A 25,046-nucleotide genomic window follows, 5' to 3' on the forward strand; every position below is an offset into this window, starting at 1 on the left:
GCTGGCATTGAAGGCTGGCAAGGGTTACAGGATAAAAAATGAATATCAAAACTCTATTAATTGAAAAAGCCAATGCGGCGATGCACGCTGCGGGTATTCCTGAAGGCACAAACCCAGCGGTTACACAATCTACTCGTCCGCAATTTGGTGATTACCAAATCAATGGTGCAATGGGCGCTGCAAAAGCATTAAAAACTAACCCGCGTGAACTTGCACAAAAGATCATCGACAATTTAGACGTTGCAGACCTTGCTGCAAAAACTGAAATTGCAGGCCCAGGTTTCATCAACATTCATCTAAAGCCTGAGTTTTTAGCTGCAAGCCTAGAAGCGGCAAACCAAGATGCAAAACTTGGTGTTGCTGAACACGCAAACCCGCATAAAGTTGTGGTTGATTACTCTTCACCAAACCTTGCAAAAGAAATGCACGTAGGCCACTTACGCTCTACCATCATTGGTGATGCGGTTGTACGTGCCCTAGAGTTCCGTGGCGATACAGTTGTTCGTCAAAACCACATGGGTGACTGGGGTACTCAGTTCGGTATGCTTATCGCACACCTTGAAGATTTACTTGAGCAGGGTGTAGATCTTGAAAAAGTAGCGCTTGCCGACCTTGAAAGCTTCTACCGTGACGCGAAAAAGCGTTTCGATGACGAAGAAGGCTTTGCTGACAAAGCGCGTGACTACGTTGTTAAACTACAAGGTGGCGACGCGCATTGTAAGAAACTTTGGCAGATGTTTATCGACACGTCGGTTAAACACTCTGAAGAAGTTTACGCGAGATTAAACGTTACCCTTGGCCGTGACGATATTAAAGCAGAAAGCGCTTATAACGACCGTCTTCAAGGTGTGATTGACCTACTTAAAGAAAAAGGCATCGCAGTTGAAGACCAAGGTGCGCAAGTAGTATTCCTTGATGAGCTTGCGAACAAAGATGGCGAGCCATCAGTGTTCATCGTTCAAAAGTCAGGTGGCGGTTTCTTATATTCAACGACTGACCTTGCAGCCTGTGACTACCGTTCAAACGAGTTAGACGTAGACCGTATCTTAATTTTCGTAGATGCACGTCAGGGCCTACATTTCAACCAAGTTGAGATCACAGCACGTAAAGCGGGTCTGTTAAAAGACAAAACCAGCTACGAGCCAAGCCTATTCGGTACTATGATGGGTGATGATGGTAAACCATTCAAAACTCGTACGGGTGGAACAGTTAAACTTGCAGACCTACTTGAAGAAGCAGTAAGCCGTGCAGCAGATAAAATTGCTGACCGTACAGCTGAATTAAGCGAAGAAGAGCGCAGCGAAATCGCCCGTAAAGTGGGCATTGGCGCCGTTAAATACGCTGACTTATCTAAGCACCGTACCAGTGACTATATCTTCAACTGGGACACAATGTTGAGCTTTGAAGGCGCAACCGCACCTTACCTTCAATATGCCTACACGCGTGTAAGTGGCATTTTCCGTAAAGCGGGCGTAGACAGTGCAAATCTTACTGGCAGCATCAATATTGTTGAGTCACAAGAAAAAGCATTGGCGTTAAAACTACTTCAGCTTGAAGAAGTGTTAGATCTGATGATCAGCGAAGCCACACCGCACGTATTATGTGGTTACTTATATGAGCTTGCGAGCCTCTATATGACATTCTACGAAGCGTGCCCAATCTTAAAAGATGATGTGGCAGCAGATGTACGTGAAAGCCGCTTACTACTATGTAACTTAGTGGCTAAGTCTTTACGTACCGGTCTAGACCTTCTGGGCATCGAAGTGATGGAGCAGATGTAATCTGTTTCATTCACTGAATGAGTTTTATAGGCCGCGCAACAGCATGTTGTTGCGGCCTTTTTTATATCTAATTAAGAGCAGATTGTTATTAACCTAAGCTCAGGTTAACTAGTAAGGAACGAATATGAAATTAGAAGACATTCGTCGCGAGTATACTCAAGGCGGCTTACAGCGTGAAATGCTAGCAGATGATCCTATTGTGCAATTTGAAGCTTGGTTAAAACAAGCGGTTGAAGCCAAGTTTAGTAATGATCCGACAGCCATGGTTGTTGCAACGGTTGATGAAACTGGCCAGCCTTCACAGCGCATCGTACTGCTTAAACATTTGGATGAAAATGGCTTCGTATTTTTCACCAATACCGGCTCACGCAAGGCACAAGAGTTAAAGAGCAATAACAAGATTTCTTTGCACTTCCCTTGGCATGCCATAGAACGTCAAGTGATTGTATATGGTGAGGCAAAACCGCTACCAACCAGCGCTGTGGCAAAGTATTTCTTATCTCGCCCTAAAGAGAGCCAACTTGCAGCTTGGGCATCACAGCAGTCTCGTCCGGTGTCATCTCGCCAGGCGCTAATGCAAACCTTCAACAGCATGAAGTCAAAGTTTGCTAAAGGCGATATTCCATTACCAGATTTTTGGGGCGGCTATTGTGTAGAGCCAACTAAGGTTGAGTTTTGGCAAGGTGGCGAGCACCGCTTACATGACCGCTTTATGTATGTGAAGCAAGCAGATGGCAATTGGGCTGTTGAAAGGTTAAATCCTTAAGCTTCGCTTCAGCATGCAATTCATAGACACCCACTGTCACCTTGACTTCGATGAGTTCAAAGGTGGCTTGCAAAACCATGTTTACCGAGCCAATCAGCTTGGTATTCATGGTTTTGTTGTACCAGGGATCACACTCAAGCAAAGCCAAACTTTACTGAGTTTTAAACAGCACAACTCTGGTGTTTATATTGCTTTCGGTCTTCATCCGTATTTTATGGCTGATCATCAAGACGGTGATTTTGAACAGCTGAAAAGGTTGGCGATTGAACATCGAGAGCAGCTGGTGGCGATTGGTGAGTGTGGTATTGATGCGAGCATTGCAGATATTGAAAAGCAACAAGTGCTTTTTGCAAAGCACATTCAACTTGCGAATGAGTTGTCGCTGCCGCTCATTGTGCATCATAGGCAAAGCTATCACTTGATCATGCAAGCATTTAAGCAAGTCCAGCCAAAATGGGGTGGGGTGATCCATGCTTTTAGTGGTTCACTACAACAAGCGCAAGCGTATATCAAACAGGGTTTTAAACTTGGCGTGGGGGGCACGATAACGTATGAACGTGCCAACAAAACCAAGCAAGCTTTGGCACAAGTGCCACTCGATAGCTTAGTGCTTGAGACCGATGCGCCTTCTATGCCGCTTGCAGGTTATCAAGGGCAGATGAACTTACCTGAACGTCTTAAAGCAGTATTTGATTGCCTAGTCGCAATTCGTAGCGAGTCAGAGTCTGAGATTGCTGAGCAGGTTTATGCGTCGTCTTGTTCGCTTTTCAAGATTTGACGCTTTACTTCCCAACGTTTTAACGCGCGCCCTAATTGCCAAGTGAATACACAAGTAATGATCAACATCAGCAACACCATACGGCCGAGTTCGTGAAAGTGATGATGACTTTCACTCATGGCATCTTGGGTTAAATACACCATATTTACAAAGCCAAGGGGCTTGTCGTCCGCATCAAGAATGGGCAGCACAATGGCATCTTTTAATTTGCTGATCCCCGGTAATTGTTTAGCTATGCCTTGATTGAGGGGCTCGGCTTGAAATCCTTCACTTTTAGTTAAGAGTTGCCCTTGATGATCATAAATCGCAGCACCTAACACGTAGGGATCTTTGGCCAAATTCTTGGTTAATTTTTCTAACTTATCGAGCGCTTGGCTTTGCATTGCAAAGCTGGCGTTCCATGCTGTTTGCTGTGCCAAACTTCGGGCTGCTTGATGCGCTTGATTATGTAATAGTTGGTGAGAGCGAAAACTGGTATTAAAGGCAATCCAAGTCAGTGTGACAAAGCAAGCCGCAGCAATGATTAAACGGATCAAGCGTCGGTTTTTCGAAGACGTTATCAAATCAAGTGCTTGTGTATTTTTCATAGTATCCATATTGAATGCTGACAGCCTTTTGGAATGATGTTACAAATGCATTGTTACTAAATTTGGAGCTCACAATGGCTGGTATTCGCTTTAACCTTACACCGCAACTTCCACTCACCGATTTATGCACCTTAGCAAAATGGTATCAGATTGAAAATGATCACTTAGTCGAGCAAGCGCCTGAATCATTGCCATTGGGTGAAGATTTTATCGTGTTTTTTGGAGCGCAAGCGAACTCGCAATTTTTGCAACACGGTATTGAATTTATTGGTGAAGCCAATATTAATGCGCTAAGTATTTATCAGCCAGCAGCGCAATTAGCCCCCGCGTTAGCGTTTAGCGTTACAGCACAGTTTGATGACTCGAAAGCATATAAAAAACAGCTTCGTAGTTTTGCCGCTGAGCATGGTTTTGAAGGTGCCTATTTATCAAAGCCAGCCAGTTTGAGCCTGCCAGGTTTACTCATCATGGATATGGACTCTACGGCGATAAAAATTGAGTGTATTGATGAAATAGCACGTTTAGCCGACGTTTATGACGAGGTTGCTAGCGTGACAGCCATGGCAATGGCGGGGCAATTGGGTTTTAGCGAAAGTTTGTATCAGCGTGTGGCGAAACTTGAAGGCATTGAACTGTCTTTGATCCAACAGCTTAAAGATAACTTACCGCTGATGGAAGGTATTCAAGACCTGTGTCACACACTAAAAGCTCATAACTGGCAGCTAGTACTCGCATCGGGTGGCTTCACTTGGTTTGCAGAAGCACTGCAAGCACCACTGTCGCTAGATGCTTTTTATGCCAATGAGCTGGAAATAGAAGAGGCGCGTTTAACGGGTAAAGTACTAGGCGATGTGGTCGATGCTCAGAAAAAGGCTGACATTTTAGCTAAGACGCGCACGCAGCTTGGTTTAGCGAAACAGCAAACCATTGCCATTGGTGATGGTGCCAATGATTTAGTGATGATGGCAGAAGCGGGAACAGGGGTAGCCATTCATGGCAAACCAAAAGTGGTTGAAAATGCCGATGCAGCCATATGTCATGGCTCACTATTGCAGTTGTTATATTTTATTGCGCTACCAAAATAATCAGTTTGTCAGTGATGAATTGTTCGAAAAAAGGAAGTCGCTACGACTTCCTTTTTTGTGCCTATGAAGAGGTTATCTTTGGCATGCATTTACGTTTTCGCAGGTAGGAAAATAACTCATAGGGCAAATGCCTTGTGGTGTTGAAAAACCAAACCCACCTGCAATGTTAGGAGTCGCAACTTTATCAATGGTTTTTGCATTCGATAAGTTCTTTAACTTCTTTTTATTCAATTTCATAATCAGTTTCCTTCTAAATAAAGCCGAAATAGGCTTTTTCATGTTAGGAGGTAAAAAAGTCAGGAACAAGTTTTCACTCAGAGTAAAAAATTATAAAAACAGTTTGTTCAAACGATTAAGTGCTATTGAAATGCCTGCACTATTTAACTCCTTTGAATACTTAGGTTATGTGAACTCTTAAGGCTCAAAAAAGTAGACCAAAATATCAACGGCAATTAAGACGATGATCACCCACTCTAAAAAAGCAGAGTGTTTGTGGTTTTGTTCAGTACTGAGCATATCCAAAAGCGTATGAATGGTATCGAGCTTTTTCTGTAAAATTTGAATGCGCGGTAAAAAGTCCAAGTACTTACTTAATTGCTGATACAGTCCTTCAAGGTTGGGGTTGTCCCAAAAAAACTCTGGTGTATCGAGCAAGTTAAAATGCAAGTTAATATCTGTGCTGGTTTTAAATAATGCCCCTCTCAGCTTAGCGAGTTGCTTGCGACTTAGTGGCACAATACCTGTATCAGCTAGAGTCTCAGACAAGTAAGCGTTATCGTTGATCACAGTTTGTGCTTGCTCTTCAAAAAACTCTAATTTAGCCGATTGCGCAAAGGCATGGCTGAGCGCCAGTTTAGTCATGCTGTCGGTACTGTCTAAATAAAGGCAGTCATCTTTTATGAAGAAAGAGTCAGTATCGGTTTGCTTATAAATGTAATGTTCAATACTAGGCCTATGGATAGGCTCAATCACTAAGTCTTCTATTTTAGCAATGAGTTTACTTAATTCATCTTGGTTAAAGTTCCAACACACTAAAACCGCATAATCAAAAAGCCACGCTTGTTTTTTACCAAGGGTTAGCCCATAGGCGTCTTTTATTTGTTTGGCACCATAATGATCGACTAATTTAATGTGGGCTTTTTCTTTATCAATACTGTGCCCTAGTAAGGTAATTACCAAACGATTTTCTAACTGAGTTTGCTCAGACATTGCTTGACTCCATCGTCAAAGACTTGGCCAAAATGGCGCTTCTTTTCTCGCGCATTTATAGACTGAAATTTATGCAATAGAAATAGTAAGCAGAGGTTTTTAGTGATTTATTTTATTGTCGTGACGACAAAAAATAACAGTTGGACTTGAGGGGGGGCATACCGTTAAATACGCGCAATTAAGCCAGTCCTATACATTGATTTTTTTAAGGGTAGAAATGAAAGACAACTCAGCGATTGAACAAGTTCGCGCAAGTTACAACGTACCACATTGGAGCCAAGGGTACTTTGATATAAACGACCAAGGTGAGTTAACGGTATCGCCAGATACGGCAAACCCTAACCACGCGGTGAGTTTATCTAACATTGCCGAACAAATTCAGCAGCGCGGGTTATCTTTACCAGCTTTGGTTAGATTTCCACAAATTCTACACCACCGTGTACATAGCTTATGTAATGCATTTAATCGTGCCATTGCCTCTTACGGTTATGAAGAAAAGTATCTATTGGTTTATCCAATAAAAGTAAACCAACAACGTGAAGTGGTTGAAGAGATTTTAGCCAGTCAAGCTGAGCAAAGTGAGAAGCAACTCGGTCTAGAAGCGGGCAGTAAAGCTGAGCTATTAGCGGTACTGGCGATGGCACAAAAAGTCAGCTCTGTGATTGTGTGTAATGGCTACAAAGACCGTGAATACATTCGTCTTGCTTTGATCGGTGAAAAGCTAGGCCATAAAGTAAATATCGTGCTTGAAAAGCGCTCTGAGTTAGAGATGGTGCTTGAAGAAGCCTACAAGCTTGGCGTAACACCTCGCTTAGGTATTCGTGTGCGTTTAGCATCGCAAGGCAAGGGGAAATGGCAGGCAAGTGGTGGCGAAAAGTCAAAATTTGGTTTGTCGGCTTCGCAAGTGCTGAGTGTATTGTCACAGTTAAAAGCCAAAGACATGCAAAGCACATTACAGCTCGTGCATTTTCACTTAGGGTCGCAAATGGCGAACATTCGTGATGTGCGTACAGGTGTCAGTGAAGCGGCACGTTTTTACTGTGAGCTACGTCGTTTAGGCGCAAACTTAACCTGTATGGATGTAGGTGGTGGTTTAGCGATTGACTACGACGGCACACGCAGTCAATCAAGTAATTCAATGAATTACTCGCTTGCTGAATACGCCAATAATATCGTGTACACAATCGGCGATGTGTGTAAGCAGTATGAACAGCCTATGCCGATGATTATTTCGGAGTCGGGTCGTGCGTTAACGGCACACCATGCGGTTTTGATCACCAATGTGATTGGTACTGAGTCTTATCAAGTTGAAACAGTGGCGTCGCCTGATGAGCAAGCGCCTCAATTGTTAAAGAACATGTGGCACTCATGGTTACAACTCAATAATCGTGTTGATGAGCGCGCGCTTATTGAAATTTATCACGATTGTATGAGCGACTTGGCAGAAGTGCATGCACAATTTGCAATGGGCTTACTTAACCTAGAGCAAAGAGCGTGGGCTGAGCAGTTATCGCTACGTATTAACTATGAATTAAAGCAGTTACTCGATGGCAAAAACCGTTTCCATCGCCCGATCATGGATGAGCTGAGTGAGCGACTAGCCGATAAGTTTTTTGTGAACTTCTCGCTATTTCAATCATTACCAGATGCATGGGGTATCGATCAGGTGTTCCCTGTGATGCCTTTATCTGGGTTGGCAGCGCAACCAGAGCGCAGAGCGGTATTACTCGATATCACCTGTGATTCTGATGGCACCGTTGATCAATACGTTGACGGCCAAGGCATTGAGACCACTTTACCTGTGCCAAATTGGCAAGCAGATAGTCCTTACTTAATGGGCTTCTTCTTAGTCGGTGCGTATCAAGAAATTTTAGGTGATATGCACAACCTGTTTGGTGATACGCACAGTGTGGTTGTGACTATGGACGAGCAAGGACAAAGTCATATTGTTGAGGTTAACGAAGGCGACAGCGTAGAAGACATGCTTCGCTATGTTCACTTAGATGCGGACGAATTTAGACAAGCGTTTGCCCAGTTGGCAGAAAACAAATTGCCAGAATCAGAGCGCGCACATGTATTGGCTGAGCTAGACATGGGCTTAAAGGGTTATACCTATTTAGAAGATGTATAAAGGGTACGAAATGCATACTGTGTTTGAAAAAGATAATTGCATGTTGTTTGGCAATGCCATGACATTTATGCGTCGTCCTTTGGTTTTAAACCCGCTCAATGCTGAAGCCGATGTGGTGGTATTGGGGTTGCCTTATGATATGGCAACTTCAGGACGCTCAGGCGCAAGAATGGGGCCTGATGCAATGCGTAAGGCCTCGACGAATCTCGCTTGGGAAGACACGCGTTATCCGTGGCAATTTGCGCTCAATGAACACTGTAATGTGGTAGACGCCGGTGACTTGACGTATATGTCGGGCGATAGCAGTGAATTTACCGAAAAAGTAGAAGCAGCGGCGACAAGCATGCTTGAGCAAGGCAAGAGTATGCTAAGTTTTGGCGGCGATCATTTCGTAACTTTGCCTTTGCTGCGAGCCCATGCAAAGAAATTTGGCCAAATGGCATTGGTACATTTTGATGCCCACACTGACACTTACTCAAATGGCAGTGTCTATGATCATGGCACCATGTTTTTCCATGCGCCAAATGAAGGTTTGATCGATAAGCATCGCTCTGTACAAGTTGGGATCAGAACAAATTACAGCGAAGCAGATCATGGCTTCACTGTGATTGATGGTCAGCAAGGGAACGAATTAAGCGCCTGTGCCATTGCTAAAATCATCACAAACACAGTGGGTGATTTACCGGTTTATTTAACTTTTGATATTGATGCGCTTGATCCGGCTTTTGCACCAGGTACAGGTACGCCAGTATGCGGTGGTTTAACCACCGATAAGGTCTTAAATATTTTAAGAGCGTTAAAGGGTCTTAATCTAGTAGGCATGGATGTGGTCGAAGTAGCGCCAGCATACGACAACTCAGAAGTAACGGCACTTGCAGGGGCGAGCATTGCGCTAGAGCTACTGCATTTATGGACTTATAAGCACAAATTAAACCATGCTTAATTCTCAATTAATGTGCAGTTTAATTACTTAAAAAATTATTAGCCCGATTAAGTTCGGGCTTTGTTTAAGTTGAGGTTTTAGTTAAATATATATTGGTAATATTTCTCGCCTTAGATTAAATCTCCACCTACACTTATCTTTAATAAAAAGTCGATTAAAATGAAGCAATTCATCTGATTGAATCGATATCAGCGTCAGGTTGAAATAGCTCCTCTTAAAAAGGTGAGACATTTTCATGGGTGAAAATGGACTGGTTTTAAATAATGATAAACGCCTGTTAGTTTTTCTATCTCTCATATTTGTTTGTGTAGGTTTTGGCCTATCAAAATTTACATTTTACGTACAAGTGATCCCAATCTGGTTGCCTGCTGGGCTTGCCCTAGCTGGGTGTTATTTATTTGGTCGCACATTTGCCGTCATCACTTTACTGGGTACTTTTTTATATAATTTTTCTGCCACGCCTGATTACATCACTAATGCGTCTATTCTTGAGCGAGTCGGGCAAAATATCCTCATCGCGCTGGGCGCAACTAGTCAGGCATATATAGGTAGCCGACTGTTATTGCGTTGGGGAGATCCCCTAAGAGCAAAGCATCAACTCAGTATTTTGAAGTTTGTATTGATAATTGGTTTATCGGTTAGTTTAATCTCAGCCACCATTGGGTCGTTGGCGGTGCTAGTTTTTAGCCCCGAGCAAAGTGTCACAGCAGCCATATATAGTTTTGTATTTTGGTGGCTAGGAGATGCCCTCGGTGTGCTACTCGCTACGCCATTCGTGTTAGGGGCGATTAAACTTGTTACTCAGCAATCTTCATCTCATGGTGGAGATAAACCCCTGATTAGTTCGATTGCTTGTCTGTTTATCTTTGTTGTTTCAATAACATGGTTGTTTTTTGACTCGACAAAGACGGCATCTGAACAAAGAGTAGATAAACAGTCACAGACGATAGAGAACAAAATTTATCGCGAACTATCTGGAGCCTTATCTCAGCTACAAGTCATGGCTGACTTTATCCAAAATACAGATGAAGTGAGTCGTACTGGTTTTGCACAGCAAGCCAAAGCGCTGATGACAGATAACGGTATTTTACAAGCAGTATCATGGAACCCACTCATCACACAGCAAGATAAAGCGCATCATAATGAGCGGCTAAATAATGTCTATGGAGATGAATTTAAAATCAAAGGTGACTCTATCGAGGTCGATGATCCTATTATTTACGTGCGTTATATTTATCCTGAAAAGCCTAACCAAAACGCCATAGGCTTTAATGTATATTCTAACCCTGACCGCAAACAAACCCTTTACGCGGTTTTGCAAAATATGCAGCCTAAAGCTACGCCGATAATTCAGCTTGTTCAACATAAAGAAAAGCGCCCAGCATTTTTATTATTTTACCCAGTTTTTGACCTGAAAAGTTTAAGAGCCCAAACCGGAGAAAATCGTTTAATCGGTTTCAGCACTGGGGTATTCAAAGTTTCTGAAATTATTGACTCGGCGCTCGATAATATCGATAAAGATATGTTTCATATCCATGCGTATGAAGCGCAAACAGATACATTAATTTACACTAGCATAGAAACAGAACCGCTGAGTGAGACTGAAAACATTTTTAAGCGTCTAGAAATCTTCATGTTCGGGCAGTTGTGGTACGTTGACTTGCACCTTAACACTCAAGTAATCAGCTTTTTACAACACCAATCTAATTTTCCACTATTTTTGCTGCAATTCATTATTGTTACAGCCATTACTTTGCTTATTCTGCAGATGTATAACCAACAACATGTATTAGATAAGCGGGTGATGCAAAGAACGCGTTCATTAAATAAAGCGGTTGAACAAGCTGATAAAGCCAATCACGCCAAAAGCCGGTTTTTAGCCAATATGAGCCATGAAATACGTACACCCATGAATGCGGTTGTTGGTTTTTCTCAATTAGCAAAAGAATCAGAAGATTTTGAGCAGGTTAAATCTTACCTTGAAAATATAGATGTTTCGTCGCAGCACTTACTTAATATCGTGAATGATATTTTAGATTTTTCCAAGATTGAGTCGGGCAATTTTGAGCTTGTTGAGGATGAATTTGACTTAAATAAAGCACTGAATAAAGTGAACAATATTTTTAAATTATCAGCAACAAGTAAAGGGCTTACTTGGCGGTTTGAAAATCGTTGTCCTGTTCCTTTGTTAGTCAAAGCAGATAAAACACGCTTTGAACAAATTTTAATTAACTTGTGTGGTAATGCGATTAAATTCACTGAGCAAGGAGAGGTTGTACTGAGTTGTAGCATAGTTGCTCAAAGTGAACAGGCGTATCAGTTATCTATTCAAGTCAAAGATACGGGCATAGGTATCGCACAAGAAAACTGCGAACAGTTATTTTCGGCATTCACGCAAAGTGATTCCTCCACCTCAAGAAAGTTTGGCGGTACAGGCCTTGGTTTAGCGATTTCTAAACAGCTCAGTAAATTAATGAAGGGGTCTATAAGAGTTGCAAGTAATCACCCTCAGGGCTCAATTTTTACTTTTATGCTTGAATTGCCAAAAGCTGATAAAGAGATAGACACTGAAGTGCCCAGTACTAATCGTGACTTTTCATCACTCAAAGTCTTGGTTGCTGAAGATAATCCAGTAAACCAAATGGTCATTAAAGCCATGCTGGAGAAATTAAATATAAATGCCACGCTTGTTGAAAATGGTCAGTTAGCGCTAGAAGCCATTGAAAAAAATGTCTTTGACGTGGTTTTGATGGACTGTCAGATGCCTGTATTAGATGGGTATGAAGCGGTAAAACAACTTCGTTTATTAGAGCGTTCCGCAACCTTACCTGTTTTTGCTTTAACAGCCGATGCGGATACTGATAGTAGAGAAAAGGCTTTAGCGTCGGGCTTTACGCTACATGTTGCAAAGCCCCTTACCATTGAAAAGCTTAAACAGTGTTTAAGTACCCTAAAATGCTAATTTTAACTTTGTCATGCTAGAAGGCTGGCAAAGCGCCTGCAATCTAGGTTATGTTGTTTTTTCACACAATGCTGAGTAAAGGCTGTATGAAACATCTGGCATTCTATTCATTTTTATTATTTATGAGCATAAGTGCTTTTGAGGTGCGCTCTGAAAGCGAGTTGCGTTTTGTTGCCGAAGATCTCTACCCATTACACTTCATTGACGATGCAAAACAGCCGCAAGGTTTTTTAGTCGACTTAGTCGAAGCGGTATTACTCGAGTGCCAGTGTAAAGGGCGCGTCGAAATTATGCCGCAAGCGCGTGCATTTAAAGAGTTTACATCAAATTCAAGCACGCTAATGATATCTTTATTAAAAACGCCAAAACGTGCCAATGCGTTTAACTTTTTGGGGAGTGTGTATTTTGCAGACGCATATCTAATAGGCCTTAAGCACAGAGCATTTAAACTGATAGATTTGAAAACAGCCCAAGGGCTAAGAGTGAGCACAGTTAGAGGCTACCACAGTCATTATTATTTAGAGAGAGCAGGGGTTTCGACTGAGCATGATCTGGTGCTTGCGCCAGATCCTGCAAGTTTGCTCAAAATGTTGTATAGAGGGCGTACTGATCTGGTGCTAACGAATACTTTGTCACTGGATAAGGAGTTAAGGAACCTAGGATTAGACCCAAGTCAGATAGAAAAAAAGCTGAGCTTGCCAGACTTTCCAAATGAATTGCATTTTGTTGCAAATAAGCAGCTTAACCCAAGTCTAGCTCAGAGTTTAAGTCAATCATTGCAGAGGGTTAAGCTCAACGGTAAATACGCAAAGCTGTTAAAAAAATGGCAATTGGGCCAAACAAACACGCTTTAATCTTTCAAAAAATATGAACTGATAATTGCCAGCAATGACAGGCTGCTGAACATCAAGATAAGTGAGAGCGCTCCTAACTGTTCTGCTAACAAGCCAACACTTCCTAATATCAACAGTATAACTCCGGTAAATGTATTGCCCACTGCAACATAGTCGGTTCTTTTATTGCCCTCGGCTAAATTCACTACATAAGTTTTACGGCCTAAACGCACACCCTGATGTGCCACACTCAAGAAAAAATACAGCAGTGGTAAAAACCAAATAGAGCTAAAAATCTGAGGTAAAAATATATGCGCAACATAAAGGGCAATGGCATTTATTGCCACCAGAGCCGAACTTAATGCCATAACACGTTTACTCGATAAATCACTTAAGCGCCCCCAGATCGGTGCTGAAACTAAGCTAGCAGCACCAGATACCAGCATAAATGTCGCCAAAACAGCAAAATCAAATGCTTGCTCTGAGGCAAGTACTATATAAAACGGGGCGCTCAAAGCTGAGCAAAGTAGCAATGTACGCGTCAGTAAAAACAGCGCAAAGTTACTGTCTTCATAAATCATCCGAAACTTGCTTAACGCTGCTTTTAAGCCGTTTTTTCCGCCATCAGTCGCGCCTTTATACTCGCTTATTTGCCCATAACTTAAGGCTGCTAATAACCACATAACAGCAGCTAAGCCTAATGCCCATAAGATAGTTTGATCTTGTTGACTGTCTGAAAATATAAAAAACAACCCAAACAACACCGTTGCCAAGCCAGATAAACTAGCGGTTAAGCCACTTAAATTGCCTCTTTGTGTTTTAGGAATGGTTTTACCCAGTACGTCTTTGGCGGCAATTGAGTTAAAACCTCTGGCTAGAGAGAAAATAATGAGCGTGCCAATAATAGCAAGACCCGCTTCATAACCGCTTAAAGTAAAGCTTATCGTAATCAATGCCAGCATGCATAAGGCTTGAGTCAGGGAGCCAAATACCCATACCCACTTTCGTAGCGGGAGTTTTCGGATGAAACTTGCAATAGCAAGCTGAGGTAACAGTGAGCCAGATTCTCTTATCGGCACGAGCCAAGAAATAAAAACGGCGGGCACTTGCAAGCTTTGTAGTAGCCAGGGCAAAGTCACTTTTGGATTTAGCAATGCATCAGCAAATTGGCTAAACAGCTGACTGAATAGCGTCAATATGAAGTTATGAGGGACGACTTTACAAGCCGAGTCATCAAGTGGTTTACAGGCCCTCGCATCTTCTTCATTACTGAGCAGCTTAAAGAGGTTGTCTTTATAGTTTTTCATTTATATTCCTCAATCTCCTTGCTGACACTTCTAAATACTCGATTCTTTTTTTACTTAACCACAATACGTCAGTTAAGTAAAAATGATCGCTTTAAATTTTGGTATACCAAGCTGGTGGCATAATAAAAATACGTCAATGGTCAGACCACTTTAATTTGTACTGTGGTTTTTCCTAAAGTTGTATAAAGTTTAGACTTTGGTTGTAGAAAAGCTGTGGTTAAACCGTGCAGAATTTTGACAGTATCATGGGTTTTTGATAGTGTAATGCGCAAATTTGGTATTACCAATTTACCTTTTGGTTAAGATTACCTAGCAATATGATGTTAGATGGTCTTTTCAACATGCTTAAATTCGGCGTTTGATCAATGTCTTTAAAGATAAAAGCAGCAAAATTATCCGATGTTATTTTAGAGCAACTTGAGAATATGATCCTCGAGGGCTCTTTAATGCCAGGTGAAAAGTTGCCTCCAGAAAGGGAGCTTGCGAAGCAGTTTGAGGTTTCACGACCTTCTCTTCGAGAAGCAATTCAGAAGCTTGAGGCAAAAGGACTCGTGACACGTCGTCAAGGCGGCGGAACGTATGTAAAAAATCAATTAGAACAGGGGCTCACTGATCCGCTGTTTGACTTGATAAGTAAGCATCCAGAATCGCAATTTGATTTACTGGAGTTTCGTCACGCACTAGAAGGGATCGCGGCATATTATGCAGCGCTTCGCGGTACAGACACTGACTTTGAGAAAGTTCAGCAAAGTTTTGACAATATCGCCGATGTGCACGGGGACCTAGAGCAAAAAGCACAAGCAATTAATGCATTTCATTTTGCGGTGGCTGAAGCGTCTCATAACGTGGTGTTATTACACTTAGTTAAGGGCATGCAGTCTTTGCTGGAGCAAAATGTATTACAAAACTTACAAGTTTTGGTGCAAAAGAACGACGTCAGTGAACAGCTTGCTGAGCACCGTAAATTGTTGATGGATGCTGTTATAGAAGGCAATCCAGAGCAAGCACGATTAGCCAGTAACGCGCACTTAGCGTTTATTGAAGAAGCATTACTTGAAGCGGACAAAGAACGTTCGCGGATCGCACGTAGTTTAAGACGTACCAGTAACAATCGAGTTCGTTAAGATTAACCAGAAGTAATTAAATTCGTATTTTAAACATAAGGAACACTCCATATGTCTGAAGTCAATAAAATTGACGTAGACGCGTTAGAAACCCAAGAGTGGTTACAAGCGCTTGAGTCTGTAGTAAAAGAAGAGGGCGTCGAACGCGCTCAATACCTATTAGAGCAAGTACTAGAACAAGCTCGTCTTGATGGCGTTGATATGCCAACAGGTATTACTACAAACTATGTAAATACTATTCCAGCAGATCAAGAGCCTGCATACCCAGGTGACACAACGATTGAGCGTCGTATTCGTTCTATCGTTCGTTGGAATGCGATCATGATCGTTTTACGTGCGTCTAAGAAAGACTTAGAGCTAGGCGGCCACATGGCGTCTTACCAGTCTTCGGCTGCATTCTATGAGATGTGTTTCAACCACTTCTTCCGTGCACCAAACGAAAAAGACGGTGGTGATTTAGTTTATTACCAAGGTCACATTTCACCAGGTATCTACGCACGTGCTTTCCTAGAAGGTCGTTTAACTGAAGAGCAACTTGATAACTTCCGTCAAGAAGTAGACGGTAAAGGTATCTCTTCATACCCACACCCTAAGTTGATGCCTGAATTCTGGCAGTTCCCAACTGTATCTATGGGTCTAGGTCCAATTGCATCAATCTACCAAGCACGTTTCCTTAAATACCTAGAAGGCCGTGGTCTAAAAGAGACGAACGAGCAGCGCGTATATGCGTTTTTAGGTGACGGTGAGATGGATGAGCCAGAATCACGTGGTGCAATTTCTTTCGCTGCGCGTGAGAAACTAGATAACCTATGTTACCTAATTAACTGTAACCTTCAGCGTCTAGACGGCCCAGTAATGGGTAACGGTAAGATCATTCAAGAGCTTGAAGGTCTATTTAAAGGTGCTGGCTGGAACGTTATTAAAGTTGTTTGGGGTGCAGGTTGGGATGCACTACTAGCGAAAGACACAACAGGTAAGCTATTACAGCTTATGAACGAGACAATCGACGGTGACTACCAAACATATAAAGCGAAAGATGGCGCATATGTTCGTGAGCACTTCTTCGGTCGTTACCCAGAAACAGCGGCACTTGTTGCAGACATGACTGATGACGAGATCTTCGCGCTTAAGCGTGGTGGTCACGATACATCTAAGCTTTTCGCAGCTTACAAAGCAGCGCAAGAGACAAAAGGTCGTCCAACTGTAATCCTAGCTAAAACGGTTAAAGGTTACGGTATGGGTGAAGCAGCTGAAGGTAAAAACATTGCGCACCAAGTTAAGAAAATGGACATGACGCACGTTGAACATCTTCGTTCACGTCTTGGTCTTGAAGACTTGGTATCTGATGAGCAAATCAAAGATTTACCATACCTGAAGCTTGAAGAAGGTTCAGCTGAATATGAGTACCTTCACTCACGTCGTAAAGCGCTTCACGGTTATACACCGCAGCGTTTACCTAACTTCACGCAAGCACTTGAGCTACCAACTTTAGAGCAGTTCAAGCCACTACTTGAAGCACAAAAGCGTGATATCTCTACAACTATGGGCTATGTACGTGCGCTGAATATCTTACTAAAAGATAAAGGCGTAGGTAAAAACATTGTTCCTATCATTGCGGATGAAGCGCGTACCTTTGGTATGGAAGGTCTATTCCGTCAGATCGGTATTTATAACCCGCATGGCCAGAACTACACACCTCAAGACCGTGACATCGTTTCTTACTACAAAGAAGCAACATCAGGTCAGGTACTTCAAGAAGGTATCAACGAGCTAGGTGCAATGTCTTCATGGGTTGCGGCTGCAACGTCATACTCGACAAATGATCTACCGATGATCCCATTCTACATCTACTACTCTATGTTCGGTTTCCAACGTGTTGGCGACATGGCGTGGATGGCGGGTGACCAACAAGCGCGTGGTTTCTTACTAGGTGCAACCGCTGGTCGTACAACGCTTAACGGTGAAGGTCTACAGCACGAAGACGGTCACTCGCACATTCAAGCGGGTACTATTCCTAACTGTATTGCTTACGACCCAACATTCGTATTTGAAGTCGCGGTAATCCTACAAGACGGTATCCGTCGTATGTACGGTCCTGAGCAAGAAAACGTGTTCTACTACCTAACGCTAATGAATGAGAACTACGCACAACCTGCAATGCCAGAAGGTGCGGAAGAAGGTATTCGTAAGGGTATCTATAAGCTTGAAGATAACGCTGGTGACAAAGCACACGTTCAGCTAATGGGCTCAGGTACTATCTTAAACGAAGTACGTAAAGCAGGTCAGATCCTAAGCGAAGAGTACGGCATCGGTTCAGATGTATTCTCTGTAACCTCATTCAATGAGCTTGCGCGTGACGGTCAAGATGTTGAGCGTTTCAACATGCTTAACCCAGCAGCAGAACAAAAAGTACCTTACATCACGTCTGTACTAGGTGAGTCTCCAGCAATTGCTGCAACTGACTACATGAAGAACTATGCAGAGCAAGTACGTGCTTATATGCCAAGCGCTTCTTTCAAAGTACTTGGTACTGACGGTTACGGTCGTTCAGACAGCCGTGAAAACTTACGTCGTCACTTCGAAGTAAATGCAGGTTACGTAGTAGTTGCTGCACTTACAGAGCTTGTTAAGCAAGGTAAAGTTGACGCATCAGTTGTTGCTGACGCTATCAAGAAATTTGATATCGACACAACGAAAACTAACCCACTATACGCATAAGAGGCAGATATAATGGCAATCGAAATTCATGTTCCAGACATTGGTGCAGATGAGGTTGAAGTAACTGAGATCCTAGTAAACGTAGGTGACACAGTTGAAGTTGATCAATCTCTTATCACTGTTGAAGGTGATAAAGCTTCAATGGAAGTGCCAGCTGCGCAAGCGGGTACAGTGAAAGAAATTAAAGTAGCTGAAGGCGACACTGTTGCAACTGGCTCTTTAATTATGATTTTTGATGCTGCGGGTGAAGCACCTGCAGCAGCCGAGCCTGAAGCACCAGCAGCCCCTGCGGCTGCGCCTGCTCCAGCAGCGGCATCTGAATTAAAAGAAGTTCACGTACCTGACATCGGTGGTGACGAGGTTGAAGTAACTGAGATCATGGTTGCCGTAGGCGACGTGGTTGAAGCTGACCAATCAATTTTAAACGTAGAAGGCGACAAGGCTTCTATGGAAGTACCAGCACCATTTGGCGGTACGGTTAAAGAAATCAAAGTTGAAGTTGGCGGTAAAGTATCAACGGGCTCGCTAGTATTCGTATTTGAAACAGGTGCATCTGCGCCGGCAGCTGTTGAAGCGGCTCCTGCGGCAGCGCCTGCTCCAGCAGCGGCGGCAGAACTTAAAGAAGTTCACGTACCAGACATCGGCGGTGACGAAGTTGAAGTAACTGAAGTCATGGTTGCGGTAGGCGATGCAGTTGAAGCTGACCAATCAATCTTAAACGTAGAAGGTGATAAGGCTTCTATGGAAGTACCAGCACCGTTTGCAGGTACTGTTAAAGAAGTGAAGGTTGAAGTTGGCGGTAAAGTGTCGACTGGTTCATTGGTATTTGTATTTGAAACGCAAGGCTCTGCACCTGCTCCTGTAGCGGCGCCAGCAGCTGCACCAGCTCAAGCGGCTCCGGCAGCACCAGCGGCAAAACCAGCGGCACCTGCAGCTTCAGCACAAAAAGATGAATTTGTAGCGAACGACCAATACGCACATGCATCACCTGTAGTTCGTCGTCTTGCGCGTGAGTTTGGTGTAAACCTAGCACGCGTTAAGGGCACGGGTCGCAAGAACCGTGTACTTAAAGAAGATGTACAAAACTACGTGAAAGAGTTAGTGAAGCAAGTTGAATCAGGTCAGCTATCTAAAGGTGGCAACACTGGCGGTGGTGAGCTAAATCTAATTCCTTGGCCAAAAGTAGACTTCAGCAAGTTTGGTGAAGTTGAAGAGAAGAAGCTTTCTCGCATTCAAAAGCTTTCTGGTGCAAACCTTCATCGTAACTGGGTACAAATCCCACATGTTACGCAATTTGATGAAGCTGACATCACAACGCTAGAAGCATTCCGTAAAGAGCAGAATGTAATGGCCGAGAAGAAGAAAATGGGCGTGAAGATCACACCACTAGTATTCGTAATGAAAGCAGCGGCTAAAGCACTAGAAGAGTTCCCAACGTTTAACTCATCACTGTCTGAAGATGGCGAAAGCTTAATCCTTAAGAAGTATGTAAACATTGGTATCGCAGTAGATACACCAAATGGTCTAGTTGTTCCTGTTGTTCGTGACGTGAACAAGAAAGGCATCATTGAGTTATCTCGTGAGTTGATGGAAATCTCTAAGAAAGCACGTGAAGGTAAACTAACTGCATCTGATATGCAGGGCGGTTGTTTCACTATTTCTAGCCTAGGTGGTATCGGTGGTACTGCGTTTACACCAATCGTAAACGCGCCAGAAGTTGCTATCTTAGGTGTGTCAAAGTCAGACATGAAGCCGAAGTGGAATGGTAAAGAGTTTGAGCCGCGCCTAATGGTGCCGCTAAGCTGTTCATACGACCACCGTGTAATTGACGGTGCGTTAGCAGCACGCTTTACTGCAACACTTGCAGCTTACCTAAGCGACATTCGTCAGCTGGTAATGTAAAACTCAAAAACCCCACTGATTTTCAGTGGGATTTTGTTTGTATCCTCTGATACAATCGACGCACACTTTTTTAGTCTGCCCCTTGTTCCTCCTGACAAATGGATGACATGGCAGTGAGTATAACGAGTAGGGCAACGCCAATTTGGCATAACCCGTTCGCAAAATATTAAGGTTAAAACATGAGCAACGAGATCAAAACTCAAGTTGTTATACTAGGCGGTGGTCCTGGTGGTTACTCTGCAGCTTTCCGTGCTGCTGATTTAGGTTTAGACGTTACACTTATTGAATCACGTAACACTCTAGGTGGTGTTTGCTTGAACGTAGGTTGTATCCCTTCAAAAGCATTACTTCACGTTGCTAAAGTAATCGACGACGCGAGCGAAATGGCATCTCATGGTGTTACTTTCGGTGCTCCACAAATCGACCTAGACAAAATCCGTTCTTGGAAAGAGTCTGTAATCGGTCAATTAACTGGTGGCTTAGACGGCATGGCGAAGATGCGTAAAGTTAACGTTGTTAACGGTTACGGCAAATTCACAGGTGCTAACACTATCGCTGTTGAAGGCGAAAACGGTACTACAACGGTTACTTTCGACAATGCAATCATTGCAGCGGGTTCTCAGCCTGTAAACCTACCTTTCATCCCAGAAGATGAGCGTGTAATCGATTCAACAGGTGCACTTGAACTTAAAGACGTACCTGAGAAGCTACTTGTATTAGGTGGTGGTATCATCGGTCTTGAGATGGGTACTGTTTACCGTGCGCTAGGTTCACAAATCGACGTTGTTGAATTTGCTGATCAACTAGTACCAGCAGCTGATAAAGACATCATCAAAATTTACCAAAAATACGTTAAGAACAAGTTCAACGTAATGCTTTCTACGAAAGTAGTGGCTGTTGAAGCGAAAGAAGACGGTCTATACGTATCATTCGAAGGCAAGAACGCTCCAGCTGAGCCAGTACGTTACGACAAAGTACTTGTTGCTGTAGGTCGTACACCTAACGGTAAACTACTTGACGCTGAAAAAGCGGGTGTAGCTGTTGACGAGCGTGGCTTCATCAACACTGACAAGCAAATGAAGACAAACGTAAACCACATCTTCGCGATTGGTGACATCGTTGGTCAACCAATGCTTGCGCACAAAGCAGTTCACGAAGCACACGTTGCAGCTGAAGTTATCTCTGGTCAGAAGCATTACTTCGATCCTAAGTGTATTCCTTCAATCGCATACACAGATCCAGAAATCGCTTGGGTTGGTGTAACTGAGAAAGAAGCAAAAGAGCAAGGCCTTAACATTGAAACTGCGGTATTCCCGTGGGCAGCATCTGGCCGTGCAATCGCTTCAGCACGTACTGAAGGTTCAACTAAGCTTATCTTCGATAAAGACTCAGGTCGCGTTATCGGTGGTGCAATGGTTGGTATCAATGCAGGTGAAATGCTTGGTGAGATCGGCCTAGCGGTAGAAATGGGTGCAGACGGTGAAGACCTAGCGCTTACTATCCACGCTCACCCAACTCTGAACGAGTCAATCGGTCTAGCAGCTGAAATCTTTGAAGGTTCAATCACTGACCTACCAAACAAAAAAGCAGTTAAAAAGAAGAAGTAATTCTTTGATTTAAAGCTTTTAAAAAAAACCCGCTTCGGCGGGTTTTTTGTTATCAGCTACATTAAAGTGTCACCTTTACATATTCTCCAGGTGCATCATAAATCCCTGGCTTTTCGTCAGTATGCGTTGCTCTGGCGTTTACTTTTGTGTCATTTAGGTTATTGAGCCACTGATGCCAGTGAGGCCACCAAGAACCTGTTTGATGCTGCGCTTTATCAAACCAATCTTGTGCTTCTCCTTTGGCTTCTGGGCCAAAGAAATAACCATATTTATTTGCCTCAGGCGCATTAATTACACCGGCAATGTGGCCACTCTCACCCAGCACAAAAGTCACTGGGCTAGCGGTATTTTGCACACCTTTAAATGTGGCTTGCCAAAGCGCAATATGATCATCACGCGTTGAGAGCATATAAATTGGTGTTTTTACCTTGCTCAAATCAATTTTAGTACCACGAATACTGATTGCTTTTGGTTCTACCAGCTTGTTTTCTAAATAGAGGTTACGCAGCATAAAGTTATGGCATGCTGCGGTAAGGTTAGTGCTGTCACCATTCCAGTAAAGCAAGTCCATATTCATAGGTGCTTTACCTTTGAGGTAATTATTCACGTAATAATTCCAGTATAGGCTGTTTTCTCTGAGCATACTGAATGCGGTGCCGAGTGAGTGACCATGCATGACACCATTTTCAGTATTATACGCCTCAAGTGCAGCAATTGTTGGCTCATTGATAAAGACACCAATCTCTCCAGGTTGTGCAAAATCGAGCAATGTGGTTAATAAGGTCGCACTTTTGATGCGCTGTTTCATTCGCTTCGCTGTGAAATAAGCCAATGTTGTGGTCAGTAAAGTACCACCAATACAATAGCCCATAGCATTGACATAGCTTGTGCCTATATGTTTCTCGATGGCATCAAGGGCAGCTATCACGCCATCGACCACATAATCTTCAAAGCTGATGTGTGCCATACTCGGATCAGGGTTTTTCCACGACATCATAAATACGGTGTGGCCTTGATCGACAGCCCATTTCACCATTGAGTTTTGCTGTTGCAAATCTAAGATATAGTACTTGTTTACATAAGGTGGAATGATTAATAGCGGTGTCTCGAGTACTTGCTCTGTGGTTGCACTGTATTGGATTAATTCAAATAAATGGTTTTGATACACCACACGACCCGGTGTCGTCGCTAAGTCTTCACCGAGTTTATAAGCTTGCTCTTCAGTCATGCTAATACGCAGCATGTCTTGGCTTTTGTCTAAGTCTTTTTTAAGCAGTTCAAAGCCTTTTACTAGGTTTTCACCTTTTGATTCTAGGGTGAGTTTGAGTAGTTCAGGGTTGGTGCTGATAAAGTTACTGGGCGCAAGCGAGTTAATGGTTTGTCTGGCAAAAAACTCAAGGCGTTCTTTTTGTTTTTCGTCTAGCCCTTGAGTATCACGAATGTTTTGTAACAGTGACTCACCAAATAATAAGTAACTTTGTTTAATGTAGTTAAACCATGGGTTTTGCTGCCATTGCTCGTCTTTAAAACGGCGGTCGCCACGTTCTTCACTGATGACAGGCGCAACGTTTTCGTCACCGGCTTGCATCGCATTTTGCATTATCTGCAATTGCTGTTGCCACCAGTTCGTTTGATTCTTTATTAATGTCTCAGGCTGCTGGCTTAGCGCTTGCAACCAGGTAGTAAAGTCTTTGCTGTTTTGTTCGTTTAAAGCTTGTTGAACAGGGCTTTGTTGGCTCAGGCTTTGGGTAAAGGAGTTAAAAATTTCTTGGTTTTGTTGCCACCAAGATTGCATCGTAGCATTTAAGGCGTCGTTATCCATCTTCATCATGATTGTCCTAATGACACAACTAGACGCTGCTTGGGTGTCGCAGCATGAAGGCAAGAAGAGCAGGTAGCGGCAGAAATACCGCTACCTAAATAAGTCTTAAGCTTGAGCAGTTTGCATTTGCTCTTTAGTTAGAGTTTCAAGGTTGTCTTTAAACTCTTGACCTAGTTTAGTTAGCTTTTGACCATCTTCGATCATTTGCTGGCTTAGTTGCGTCATTGCTGAAACTTGGCTTAAGTTAAAATCGATTGCAGATTTTACATCTTGTACTTCAGTCGCAGCTTTTAATTGCGATACAGAAGCATTTGAGATGTTTTGTACTGCATCAATTTGAATGCTTGCTAGCTGCTCAATGTTCTTTGCAACTAGTTGGTTGAACTTAATAGCTGGGCCGAAAAACTTTTGGTTTTGTTCAGTTAGTGTGTTTAGTAAATCAGTGTACATAACGTTTTCCTTTTGAGTCGTTGAGATTGTGCAAAAAATGGGTTGAGCGTTAACTGCTTACTCAACTAACTTAATTCATGTATAAACCGCCGTTTAAAGCGAGTGTTTCACCTGTGATATAAGCCGCATCGTCAGATGCTAAAAAGCGCACTGCTTTGGCGACTTCTTCTGGGGTCGCTAAACGCTGCATAGGTACTTGGCCGCGAATGTTATCTAGTACCTCAGGTTTCATTGCTGCAACCATTGGGGTTTCTGTATAACCGGGAGCAACTACATTTACTGTGACACCCGCGCGTGCCCCTTCATAAGCTAGAGATTTAGAAAAGCCGATCATGCCCGCTTTTGCTGCGGCATAGTTTGCTTGTCCAAATTGTCCTTTTTGGCCGTTTACACTTGAGATGTTGATGATACGACCTTGCTTTTGCGCACACATATGTGCAAACAAGGGTTGGGTCATGTTGAAAAGAGAGTTTAAGTTGGTATCAATGACTTCGCGCCATTGTTCAATCGACATTTTCTTGAACGTGGTATCTCGAGTGATACCTGCGTTGTTAACTAACACATCAATGTGTTGATGCTCTTCGATAAGGTCGTCTAGGGCAAGTTTACAAGCTTGTGTATCTGTAACATCTAAAAACGCCGCTTGGACATGTTTTGGATTGATGTTTGTATCGTTTAGCCATTTGTCAAAGTCCGCTTGAGTACGGCGTTGACTTGCAACAGCGATAACGAAGAATTGGTTTTCTACAAGAGATTGAACGATGGCAGTACCAATGCCACCAAAGGCGCCAGTTACAATGGCAGTTTTTTGTATATCCATGATGATTTCCCTACATCTTTTATGACAATTTAACTGCATTTGTCATGTTTGTTTATGGCAACAAACACTAGTGAATTCACTTGAGTGATCGTTAAGTGACTTCATTATTTGCGAAAAAAGTGACAGTTTTTTAACCAAACCATGACCTTTTTAAGAACTCACTCTTGCGGCTTACTTTAAGCGTAAACCCCATAGCGCGGTTTATCATATAGTCTATCGTT

The 25,046-nt window shown here is 42.9% G+C and carries 19 protein-coding genes; 12 read left to right on the forward strand and 7 right to left on the reverse strand.

What is annotated here, in order from left to right; genetic code table 11:
- Positions 1–38 precede the first annotated feature (38 nt).
- From argS to AC1HJP_RS06605, 3 genes are all read left to right on the forward strand, one after another.
- On the forward strand, positions 39–1,781 hold the full coding sequence (argS, locus tag AC1HJP_RS06595; protein ID WP_480361126.1) for an arginine--tRNA ligase: 1,743 nt from the start codon (positions 39–41) through the stop codon (positions 1,779–1,781).
- 124 nt (positions 1,782–1,905) lie between these two features.
- On the forward strand, positions 1,906–2,547 hold the full coding sequence (gene pdxH / locus AC1HJP_RS06600) for a pyridoxamine 5'-phosphate oxidase (RefSeq protein WP_480361127.1): 642 nt from the start codon (positions 1,906–1,908) through the stop codon (positions 2,545–2,547).
- A gap of 13 nt (positions 2,548–2,560) precedes the next feature.
- Positions 2,561–3,325, forward strand: coding sequence for a TatD family hydrolase (locus tag AC1HJP_RS06605; protein ID WP_480361128.1), 765 nt, complete (start codon positions 2,561–2,563; stop codon positions 3,323–3,325).
- Here the strand turns inward: AC1HJP_RS06605 and AC1HJP_RS06610 are convergent.
- Complete coding sequence (locus AC1HJP_RS06610; RefSeq protein WP_421963209.1) at positions 3,292–3,921, reverse strand: AhpA/YtjB family protein; 630 nt, start codon at positions 3,919–3,921, stop codon at positions 3,292–3,294. The genes AC1HJP_RS06605 and AC1HJP_RS06610 overlap by 34 nt on opposite strands.
- Before the next feature lie 65 nt (positions 3,922–3,986).
- On the opposite strand from AC1HJP_RS06610, the gene serB reads away from it, so the two are divergent.
- Positions 3,987–4,997 (forward strand): phosphoserine phosphatase SerB, encoded by a 1,011-nt coding sequence (serB, locus tag AC1HJP_RS06615; RefSeq protein ID WP_480361129.1) that lies wholly within the window; start codon positions 3,987–3,989, stop codon positions 4,995–4,997.
- A gap of 72 nt (positions 4,998–5,069) precedes the next feature.
- On the opposite strand, the gene AC1HJP_RS06620 is transcribed toward serB, so the two are convergent.
- Together AC1HJP_RS06620 and AC1HJP_RS06625 are read right to left on the reverse strand one after the other, a co-directional pair.
- Positions 5,070–5,234, reverse strand: a complete 165-nt coding sequence (locus AC1HJP_RS06620; RefSeq protein ID WP_480361130.1) for a hypothetical protein — start codon at positions 5,232–5,234, stop codon at positions 5,070–5,072.
- A gap of 177 nt (positions 5,235–5,411) precedes the next feature.
- Entirely contained in the window at positions 5,412–6,206 is a 795-nt protein-coding gene (locus AC1HJP_RS06625) for an RMD1 family protein (RefSeq protein WP_480361131.1), read from the reverse strand.
- A gap of 217 nt (positions 6,207–6,423) precedes the next feature.
- Here AC1HJP_RS06625 and speA point away from each other — a divergent pair, with 217 nt between their 5' ends.
- From speA to AC1HJP_RS06645, 4 genes are all read left to right on the forward strand, one after another.
- A complete protein-coding gene (gene speA, locus AC1HJP_RS06630) occupies positions 6,424–8,337 on the forward strand; it encodes a biosynthetic arginine decarboxylase (RefSeq protein ID WP_480361132.1) in 1,914 nt (637 codons plus the stop codon).
- A gap of 10 nt (positions 8,338–8,347) precedes the next feature.
- A complete protein-coding gene (speB, locus tag AC1HJP_RS06635; RefSeq protein ID WP_480361133.1) occupies positions 8,348–9,280 on the forward strand; it encodes an agmatinase in 933 nt (310 codons plus the stop codon).
- A gap of 235 nt (positions 9,281–9,515) precedes the next feature.
- Positions 9,516–12,242: a CHASE domain-containing protein gene (locus tag AC1HJP_RS06640; protein ID WP_480361134.1), complete on the forward strand. Its 2,727-nt coding sequence runs from the start codon at positions 9,516–9,518 to the stop codon at positions 12,240–12,242.
- Between the two features lie 86 nt (positions 12,243–12,328).
- The gene (locus tag AC1HJP_RS06645) at positions 12,329–13,096 is read left to right on the forward strand and encodes a substrate-binding periplasmic protein (RefSeq protein ID WP_480361135.1); all 768 of its coding nucleotides are present in this window, start codon (positions 12,329–12,331) and stop codon (positions 13,094–13,096) included.
- On the opposite strand, the gene AC1HJP_RS06650 is transcribed toward AC1HJP_RS06645, so the two are convergent.
- Positions 13,093–14,382 carry an MFS transporter gene (locus AC1HJP_RS06650; protein ID WP_480361136.1) on the reverse strand — a complete coding sequence of 430 codons (1,290 nt, stop codon included), beginning with the start codon at positions 14,380–14,382 and terminating at the stop codon, positions 13,093–13,095. The two genes, AC1HJP_RS06645 and AC1HJP_RS06650, sit on opposite strands and share 4 nt — an antisense overlap.
- A 365-nt stretch (positions 14,383–14,747) precedes the next feature.
- Between AC1HJP_RS06650 and pdhR the strand changes: the two genes are divergently transcribed.
- The 4 genes from pdhR to lpdA all read left to right on the forward strand — a co-directional run bounded on the left by pdhR (position 14,748) and on the right by lpdA (position 21,733).
- Positions 14,748–15,506, forward strand: coding sequence for a pyruvate dehydrogenase complex transcriptional repressor PdhR (gene pdhR, locus AC1HJP_RS06655; RefSeq protein ID WP_138567073.1), 759 nt, complete (start codon positions 14,748–14,750; stop codon positions 15,504–15,506).
- Between the two features lie 51 nt (positions 15,507–15,557).
- Positions 15,558–18,224 carry a pyruvate dehydrogenase (acetyl-transferring), homodimeric type gene (gene aceE, locus AC1HJP_RS06660; RefSeq protein ID WP_480361137.1) on the forward strand — a complete coding sequence of 889 codons (2,667 nt, stop codon included), beginning with the start codon at positions 15,558–15,560 and terminating at the stop codon, positions 18,222–18,224.
- 12 nt (positions 18,225–18,236) lie between these two features.
- The gene (gene aceF / locus AC1HJP_RS06665) at positions 18,237–20,126 is read left to right on the forward strand and encodes a pyruvate dehydrogenase complex dihydrolipoyllysine-residue acetyltransferase (protein ID WP_480361138.1); all 1,890 of its coding nucleotides are present in this window, start codon (positions 18,237–18,239) and stop codon (positions 20,124–20,126) included.
- A gap of 179 nt (positions 20,127–20,305) precedes the next feature.
- Positions 20,306–21,733, forward strand: coding sequence for a dihydrolipoyl dehydrogenase (gene lpdA, locus AC1HJP_RS06670; RefSeq protein WP_480361139.1), 1,428 nt, complete (start codon positions 20,306–20,308; stop codon positions 21,731–21,733).
- A gap of 61 nt (positions 21,734–21,794) precedes the next feature.
- On the opposite strand, the gene phaC is transcribed toward lpdA, so the two are convergent.
- The 3 genes from phaC to AC1HJP_RS06685 all read right to left on the reverse strand — a co-directional run bounded on the left by phaC (position 21,795) and on the right by AC1HJP_RS06685 (position 24,825).
- Complete coding sequence (gene phaC / locus AC1HJP_RS06675) at positions 21,795–23,561, reverse strand: class I poly(R)-hydroxyalkanoic acid synthase (protein WP_480361233.1); 1,767 nt, start codon at positions 23,559–23,561, stop codon at positions 21,795–21,797.
- A 99-nt stretch (positions 23,562–23,660) separates the two neighbouring features.
- Positions 23,661–24,005, reverse strand: coding sequence for a phasin family protein (locus AC1HJP_RS06680; RefSeq protein ID WP_058030660.1), 345 nt, complete (start codon positions 24,003–24,005; stop codon positions 23,661–23,663).
- Between the two features lie 70 nt (positions 24,006–24,075).
- The gene (locus tag AC1HJP_RS06685; RefSeq protein WP_480361140.1) at positions 24,076–24,825 is read right to left on the reverse strand and encodes an SDR family oxidoreductase; all 750 of its coding nucleotides are present in this window, start codon (positions 24,823–24,825) and stop codon (positions 24,076–24,078) included.
- Positions 24,826–25,046 lie beyond the last annotated feature (221 nt).

It is taken from the genome of Pseudoalteromonas sp. NFXS53, from assembly GCF_056629255.1.